Here is a 7,203-nt window from a genome sequence, read left to right as displayed (position 1 = left end):
GGGGGGGGGGGGCTGGGGGGGGGGCGCCCCGGGCCCCCCACCCCCCCCCCCCCCGCCCCCGGGGGCGCGGGGGGGGGGCGGCCCCCCCCCCCCCCCCCGCCTCCAGAACCCGTCCCGTCATCAGGTCGAAGTCGCCGGAGTCGATGACTCCGTTGCCGTTGGCGTCGAAGAGGGAGAAGACCAGCTCGACCCGCTGGGCGGCCTCAGTGCGCATGTCCGTTCACCTGTCTCGTGTGGCTCGTGCGGCCCATCGGTTCCGGGCCGCACTCGATGAGTTCGCCCACGTAACCGCGCCGGAGGGAGAGCCGTGACGGTCGGGCGGTCGCCATGACCGGAAGGAGTGAGTGCGCCGACCACCAGTCCGTCGTCCCGGAGACCCGCACCGGAGCGGTGGCAGGGTGGGTGAGGGTTCCGCTTCAGCGCGGGGCGCCGCCGCGGTACCGGGACGGGGAGACGCCGTAGCGGTCCAGGAAGGCCTTGCGCAGGGCCTCCGGAGTGCCGAAGCCGCAGCGGGCGGCCACCGACGCCACCGGGAGCGAACTCGACCGGAGGAGGTGTGCGGCGGTCTCCGTGCGCACGCCCCGGACGTACCGGCCGGGCGGTTCCCCGAGGCACCGGGTGAAGAGCCGGGTGAGGTGACGGGGCGTCATTCCGGCGCGGGCGGCGAGGGCGGGCGTGCTCAGGTCCTCGTTCGGGTGCGCGGCGATGTAGGCGGCCAGGACGCGGACGGTGTCCTCGCGAGGGGGCGGGGCCGCCGTGAACACGCTCATCTGGCTCTGATCGCCCGGTCGTTGCATGTAGACCACGAGGTGCCGGGCTACATGGCGGGCCGGCTCCGGGCCGTGGTCCTCCTCGATGAAGGCCAGGGTCAGGTCCAGCGCGCTGGTGATGCCGGCCGACGTGTAGACGTTGCCGTCGCGGATCCACAGGGGCGCCGGGTCCACCCGTACGTCCGGGTAGCCGTGCGCCAGGCGCGGGGCGAACTGCCAGTGGGTGGTGGCCCGTCGGCCGTCGAGCAGACCCGCCGCGGCCAGCACGGCCGCGCCCGTGCAGACGGAGGCGACCCGGCGGCTCTCGCGGCTGAGGCGCCGGACGTGGCCGACGAGGCGGGGATCCGCGGCGAACCGCTCCACACCCAGCCCGCCCGAGACGACGAGCGTGTCCAGCGGGCCCTTCGTCCGCTCCAGGGACTCGACACCGGCCAGCACGAGTCCCGTACCGCATCGGATGGGGGCCCCGCCCGGCGCGATCACCCGCACGCGGTACGGCGTGGCGGGGTCCCCGAGGGCGTTGGCGAGGGCCAGGCCCGTGGTGACGCAGGCGATGTCGAGGAGCTCGGCCGACTCGAAACCGACGACGGCCACCACCCGTTCAGCGTGATCCCCCATGCGCCGACCCTAGTCCGCACGGACCTCCACCCCAAGACGGCGGACATCCCGGGAGCCGACCGGCGACCGCGGCGGACTCGCGCCGGACAGTGGGTCGCATGACGACGATCCGCTTCCTCGCGCACCGTTGGCCGACCTGGCTCGCGCTCGCCCTCGCCGTGGCGACCTTCGCCGACGGGCTCCCGCCCACCTCCTTCCTCGCCGCCCTCCTCGTGGTCATGCCGCTGTGCTACCTGGCCTTCGGAGCCGTACGCGGCGAACTCGGCGACCGGCATGCGCTCACCGTCCAGACCGCCGGCCTCGTCGTCTTCTGCGCGTGGGCCGGGGCGGTGCTGCTCCTGGAGGGCAGGACCGCGCTGTACGTCGTGGCCGCCGGCTGGTTCGGCCACGCCCTCTGGGACCTCTCGCACCACCGCACCGGCCGGGTCGTCCCCCGCGCCTGGTCGGAGTGGTGCGGCGTCGTCGACGCGTCGGGAGCCCTGGCGATCGTCCTGCTGGTCTGACCACACTCCGGTCCGGGGTCCAGGGGGCGCCGAACGTGACCATTTGCGGGTGGAGTTGGCGTGGTCGCGTGTACGAGGTGGAGGCGATGCGGAGAGACTATTAAGAAACCTTGTTGGATAACGCTTACCTCGGGTTCGCCCTTGATTTGCTCCTGCCAACCCGCGCAGGGTTCTCTCGAACGTTTGACGCCCCACACGTCAACACGAGGAGAGAACCGCTTTCATGGCAACTCACAAGCGATCCCACGGTCTTCGCAACGCGGCCATAGCCACAGGTGTGGCGGGTGCCGCCGCCGCGGCACTGTTCGCCGGCAACCTCGCCGGGGCGGCCGCCCCCGCCGAGGGGACCGTGTACGGACTCGGCGCCCCCGGCGCCGTCGACGGCAGCTTCGTCGTCATCCTCGACGCATCCGCGAACAAGGCGGACCTCGCGAAGAAGTACGGCGGAACCCTCCAGCGCGCCTACGGCTCGGAGGTCAACGGCTTCTCGGCTTCCGGCCTGACCGTCCAGGAGGCCAAGCGGCTCGCCGCCGACCCGGCCGTCGACACGGTCGTGCAGAACAAGCGCTTCAGCATCAAGGAGACGCAGGAGCAACCCCCGTCCTGGGGTCTGGACCGGATCGACCAGACCGGGACGGCCGGCGACGAGAAGTACACCTACCCGGACGGCGGGGGAGACGGCGTCACCGCGTACGTCATCGACACCGGCGTCCGGATCTCGCACCAGGACTTCGGCGGCCGGGCCACCCACGGCTTCGACGCCGTCGACAACGACGACTCGGCCGACGACGGCAACGGCCACGGCACCCACGTCGCGGGCACCATCGCCGGCACCTCCCACGGCGTCGCCAAGAAGGCCAAGATCGTCGCCGTGCGGGTGCTCGACGACAGCGGCTCCGGCACCACCGAGCAGGTCGTGGCCGGCATCGACTGGGTGACGCAGAACCACTCCGGCCCCTCGGTCGCGAACATGAGCCTCGGCGGCGGCGCCGACGAGGCACTCGACGCGGCGGTCCAGCGCGCCATCGCCTCCGGCGTGACCTTCGCGGTCGCCGCCGGGAACGAGTCCTCCGACGCCGGTCAGGGCTCGCCGGCCCGGGTGCCCGAGGCGATCACCGTGGCCTCCAGCACCAAGGACGACGAGCAGTCGGACTTCTCGAACTTCGGCGCGGTGGTGGACCTGTACGCCCCCGGCTCGGACATCACGTCCGCCTGGAACGACAGCGACACCGGCGTCAAGACCATCTCCGGCACGTCCATGGCCACGCCGCACGTGGCGGGCGCCGCGGCCCTCTACCTGGCGGCCAACCCGTCGGCGACGCCCGCCGACACGGCCTCCGCCCTGACCGGGGCGGCCACGCCGGACGCCATCAAGAACCCCTCCTCCGGCACGGCGAACAAGCTCCTGAAGGTGGCCCCGTAAGCCCCACCGACAGCCCGGAGCGGATGGCCCCCACGACGCGTGGGGGCCATCCCCGTTCCCGCGGTGGCTTTCGTTCCGGCGAGGCGCCCCTACCGGCTGGGCGGGATGTTCTGGTTGAGGGCGAAGACGTTCTCGGGGTCGTAACGGTCCTTGAGCGCGACGAGGCGCGCGTACTTCTCCGGGCCGTACGAGGCGCGCAGTCGGGCGCCCTCGTCGGTGGAGATGAAGTTGGGCACCGACGTGCCGGTCGTCCACGGCCGCATGGCCGCGTGGAAGTCGCGTGCCCAGTCGATGTGGTGTCGCCGGCCCTCGTCGCCCCACCAGATGGACAGGCAGAAGTACACCCGGGGCCACGAGGTCCTCCGGAGCTGCCGGGCCGCCGCCGGGCCCGTGCACGCAGCTGAAGGCGAAGACACCGATCGCGCACTCTTTCGCGTCGCCGTCGGGCCGGACGTTCCGCGCGAACGGCTCCGGGCCATGTCTCCGTCACGCCCCACCACCCGGACCGGCCGTCCCGGACCGAGGCGCGGGGGCCGGCGAGTCACCGCCAGTCAGGCCCCCGGGGTGCGTGGCTCCAGCCGGAACTCGAAGCCGAGGGTGCCCGGGTCGAGTGCGGTCGCGCCGCCGTCGACGGTGAGCACCGCACCGTTCACGAACGAGGCGGCGGGCGACAGCAGCCAGGCGACGGCCTCCGCGACCTCCTGCGGCTCACCGGGCCGTCCGGCGGGCAGGACCCGGGTCACCTCCTCGTACGCCGCCTCCAGCCCGTTCCCGTCCAGGCCCGCCTCCTCCGCGAACCGGTTCATCCGGCGGTCCGCCATGTCGGTGCGCACCCAGCTCGGGCACACGGTGTTGGCGCGCAGCCCCGCGCCCCCGTAGTCGACCGCGAGCGAGCGGCACAGCTGGAGCAGCGCCGCCTTGGAGGTGGCGTAGGCGGCGTTCCCGACACCGTTGCGCAGGGCGGACACCGAGGCCACCGCGACGACCGCGCCGCGGGCGGCGAGCAGGTGCGGGAGCGCGGCGCGCAGCAGCAGGAACGGACCGGTGAGGTTGGTCCGCATGACGTCGTCCCAGTCCTCCAGGGTCACCTCGCCCACCCCGCCGCCCCGCCCGATGCCCGCGTTGAGCACCAGACCGTCGAGCCGTCCGTACGTGCCGACCACCGTCTCGACGAGCGAGACCACCGCGGCGGGGTCCCCGATGTCCGACGGCACGGGCAGGGCGCCGGTCTCCTCGGCGACCAGCCGCAGCGGCTCGGGGCGACGCCCGGACACCGCCACCTTGTGTCCCGCCCGGGCCAATGACTGCGCGGTCGCCGCCCCGATCCCCGTCCCGCCTCCGGTCACCAGGTACACGCGCTCGTCCGCCATGCCCGCCGCCTCTCCCGTGTCTCGTCGACCGCCCGCCGACCCGGTGATCCTAGACATGCGCCGACCCGCTGCCGGGCGTCCCTCTTGCTGACGAGTCGTCGGCAGTCGCGTAGCACTTGAGGACTATGCCGCGTCCGTATGGAGGCGGACTTCGCGGCCGAGAGGGAACCCCGGCTCGCGGACGCCGTCTTGGTTCTCGTTCGACTTGATCGTCGAGTCGACACGAGGAGGGGTGTGATGGCAGGTCAGACGCGTGAGACGAGGCGGGCGAAGGCATCGGCGCCGGAGTACCAGGGTGCTCTCGCATCGTTGTCGGTGAACGCCTCGCTGCCCGAGGTGCTGGCCCGGGCCATGAAGGAGCTGCGGACGGCCGAACGGGCCGGGGACCGGCGGGAGGAGGCGCGCTGCGGGCTGGCCGTGGCGGAGGCGTGCCGCAGGCTCGGTCGCATCGAGGAGGCCGACCGGGCGTGGAAGGCGAGCTACCGGGCGGCGCGTTCGGCCGGCCACGAGGGGGCCATGGCCTGGGCCCTGTGGAGCGGCGGCACGCTGGCCCGGCAGCGCGGCGCGTTCAGGCTGGCGTACCGGCTGCTGAGGCTGGCCGCCGAGACGGGCGAGCGGGGCGGTGACGTCGTCGTGCGCGGCTACTCGCTGGCGGGGCTCGCCGAGACCGGCCGCATCCAGGGCGATTACGCGGCGGTGAAGAGGCTGCACGAGCAGCTGCTCGCCGAGGCCCGCCGCCGGGGCGAGGCCCGGCACACGGTGTGGGCACTGGAGGGCATCGCGCAGATGCACCGCAACACCGGCGAGTACGACGAGGCCCTGGCCCTGTTCGAGGAGGCGGCCGACACGGCGTCCCGAGCCGAGGACCGGCGCGGGTGGGCATGGGCGCTGCGCGGCATCGCGGACGTGGTGTCCGTGCGCGACGCCGACGTGGAACGCGCCCTGTCGCTGCTGTCCCAGGCGGAGGACGCCTGCAGGGAGATACGGCTGTCCAGCGCGCTCGCCTACAACCACAAGATGCGCGGCAACGTGCTGTACCGGGCGGGCCGTTACGAGCAGGCCCGCGAGATGTACGCGCTGGCCCTGGAGGAGTTCCAGGACATGGACGAGCCGCGCGGGACGGCGCTGTCACGACTGGGGCTGGTCAAGGCCTCCGCCCACCTGGGCCGCGACGCCGCGCACACGGCCGCGGACCTGGCCGAACTGCGCTCGACGCTGGACCGCATAGGGCTGCGGCATGCCCGGGACATGGTGGACAAGGCGGCGGCCGAACTGGGGGTGGGGCCGCTGCCGGACCACGGCGCCCACGAGCAGGGCGCCGCGAGGCCCGTGCTGCCGGCGGTCGGGGCCGAGGCGCTGCAGGCCGCCGATGTGGAGGGCCTGCGGTGAGCGCCGTCCCGACGCCGTTCGCATCGGCCGCTGGAGTCGTGGCCGCCGTCCACTCCTCTGGTGACCACGAGATCGATCAGGACGCGACGCCGGCCCGTGTCCTGGCGCGTTGTCGCGAACTCGTCCGGCCCGCACTGGTCGAGGCGGTGGGCAGCCTCCATCCGTGGACCGGTGAGATGGCGGCGTACGCGCTGGGCTGGTCCGACATGGCCGGCACTCCGGATTCCGGCGGGTCCGAGGGCAAGGGAGTGCGCCAGGCGCTCGCCGTGCTCGGGGCGGAGGCGGTCGGGGCCGATGGCGCGGACGCCGTTCCCGGCGCCGTGGCCGTCGAACTCGTGCACACCTTCTCGCTCCTCCACGACGACATCATGGACGGGGACGCCCTGCGCCGACAGCGGCCCGCGGTGTGGAAGGCGTACGGGACCGGCCCCGCCGTCCTCGCCGGCGACGCGCTGCTCGCCCAGGCCGTGACCACCCTGGCCGAGACCCCGGGCCGGCACGCGGCGGCCGCGGTCCGCTGCCTCTGCCGGACCCTCAACGCGCTGGTGTCCGGCCAGGCACAGGACCTGCGCTTCGAAGACCGCCCGTGGCACGGCCCCGGCGCAGTCGGACCGGAGCAGTACCGGTCGATGGCCGAACACAAGACAGGTGCCCTGCTGGGCTGCGCCGCCGCACTCGGCGCGGTCCTCGGCGGCGCCCCCGACCGGACCGTGGCCACGCTCGAACGGGCCGGCCGCCATCTCGGTCTCGCCTTCCAGGCGGTGGACGACATCCTCGGCATCTGGGGCGACCCCGCCGTGACCGGCAAACCCGTCCACGCCGACCTGCGCAGGGGCAAGAAGACCTACCCGATGCTCGCCGCACTGGCCGGTGGAGGCAGGGCCGCGCACGAACTGGCGGCGCTGCTCGACCCTCCCCGGCAGCTCGACCACGAGGCCGCCGCACACGTCGCGGCACTCGTGGAGGAGCTGGGCGGCCGCACCGCGACCCGCGACGAAGCGCGCCGGCACCTGGACATCGCCCGCCACGCGCTGCGCGACGCGTCCCTCACGTACACCGCCGTACGGCAACTGGACGGGCTGTTCACGTACGTGCTCGACCGGACGAAGTGATCACCGTTCCCGTACCGG

General features: G+C 73.6%; 7 protein-coding genes and 1 pseudogene. 4 read left to right on the top strand and 4 right to left on the bottom strand.

Annotated features, from left to right (window positions below):
• Together ACFW1I_RS00635 and ACFW1I_RS00630 are read right to left on the bottom strand one after the other, a co-directional pair.
• Nucleotides 1–214: pseudogene (locus ACFW1I_RS00635) on the bottom strand (hypothetical protein); the annotation flags it as partial.
• 202 nt (nucleotides 215–416) lie between these two features.
• Nucleotides 417–1,388, bottom strand: coding sequence for a GlxA family transcriptional regulator (locus tag ACFW1I_RS00630; RefSeq protein WP_384664701.1), 972 nt, complete (start codon nucleotides 1,386–1,388; stop codon nucleotides 417–419).
• A 98-nt stretch (nucleotides 1,389–1,486) separates the two neighbouring features.
• Here ACFW1I_RS00630 and ACFW1I_RS00625 point away from each other — a divergent pair, with 98 nt between their 5' ends.
• Nucleotides 1,487–1,891, top strand: coding sequence for a hypothetical protein (locus ACFW1I_RS00625; protein ID WP_384664699.1), 405 nt, complete (start codon nucleotides 1,487–1,489; stop codon nucleotides 1,889–1,891).
• A gap of 223 nt (nucleotides 1,892–2,114) precedes the next feature.
• Nucleotides 2,115–3,314: a S8 family peptidase gene (locus ACFW1I_RS00620; protein ID WP_384664697.1), complete on the top strand. Its 1,200-nt coding sequence runs from the start codon at nucleotides 2,115–2,117 to the stop codon at nucleotides 3,312–3,314.
• 89 nt (nucleotides 3,315–3,403) lie between these two features.
• Here ACFW1I_RS00620 and ACFW1I_RS00615 read toward each other — a convergent pair whose 3' ends face one another.
• Nucleotides 3,404–3,658, bottom strand: a complete 255-nt coding sequence (locus ACFW1I_RS00615; protein WP_384664696.1) for a BBE domain-containing protein — start codon at nucleotides 3,656–3,658, stop codon at nucleotides 3,404–3,406.
• 207 nt (nucleotides 3,659–3,865) lie between these two features.
• Nucleotides 3,866–4,684, bottom strand: a complete 819-nt coding sequence (locus ACFW1I_RS00610; protein ID WP_384664694.1) for an SDR family NAD(P)-dependent oxidoreductase — start codon at nucleotides 4,682–4,684, stop codon at nucleotides 3,866–3,868.
• 237 nt (nucleotides 4,685–4,921) lie between these two features.
• On the opposite strand from ACFW1I_RS00610, the gene ACFW1I_RS00605 reads away from it, so the two are divergent.
• Together ACFW1I_RS00605 and ACFW1I_RS00600 are read left to right on the top strand one after the other, a co-directional pair.
• Nucleotides 4,922–6,073 (top strand): tetratricopeptide repeat protein, encoded by a 1,152-nt coding sequence (locus ACFW1I_RS00605; RefSeq protein WP_384664692.1) that lies wholly within the window; start codon nucleotides 4,922–4,924, stop codon nucleotides 6,071–6,073.
• A gap of 38 nt (nucleotides 6,074–6,111) precedes the next feature.
• Nucleotides 6,112–7,185 carry a polyprenyl synthetase family protein gene (locus ACFW1I_RS00600; protein WP_384664868.1) on the top strand — a complete coding sequence of 358 codons (1,074 nt, stop codon included), beginning with the start codon at nucleotides 6,112–6,114 and terminating at the stop codon, nucleotides 7,183–7,185.
• Nucleotides 7,186–7,203 lie beyond the last annotated feature (18 nt).

Origin of the sequence: Streptomyces sp. NPDC058955, assembly GCF_042741435.1 — a bacterium.
Classification (GTDB): Bacteria; Actinomycetota; Actinomycetes; order Streptomycetales; family Streptomycetaceae; genus Streptomyces.
Note: the sequence above shows the minus strand (reverse complement) of the source record. Positions and strands in the feature narration are given on the sequence as shown.

What these genes read in the sequence shown, in the direction of transcription:
- ACFW1I_RS00630 (WP_384664701.1), bottom strand. Translation starts at nt 1,388, where the DNA reads ATGGGGGATCACGCTGAACGGGTGGTGGCCGTCGTCGGTTTCGAGTCG.
- ACFW1I_RS00625 (WP_384664699.1), top strand. Translation starts at nt 1,487, where the DNA reads ATGACGACGATCCGCTTCCTCGCGCACCGTTGGCCGACCTGGCTCGCG.
- ACFW1I_RS00620 (WP_384664697.1), top strand. Translation starts at nt 2,115, where the DNA reads ATGGCAACTCACAAGCGATCCCACGGTCTTCGCAACGCGGCCATAGCC.
- ACFW1I_RS00610 (WP_384664694.1), bottom strand. Translation starts at nt 4,684, where the DNA reads ATGGCGGACGAGCGCGTGTACCTGGTGACCGGAGGCGGGACGGGGATC.
- ACFW1I_RS00605 (WP_384664692.1), top strand. Translation starts at nt 4,922, where the DNA reads ATGGCAGGTCAGACGCGTGAGACGAGGCGGGCGAAGGCATCGGCGCCG.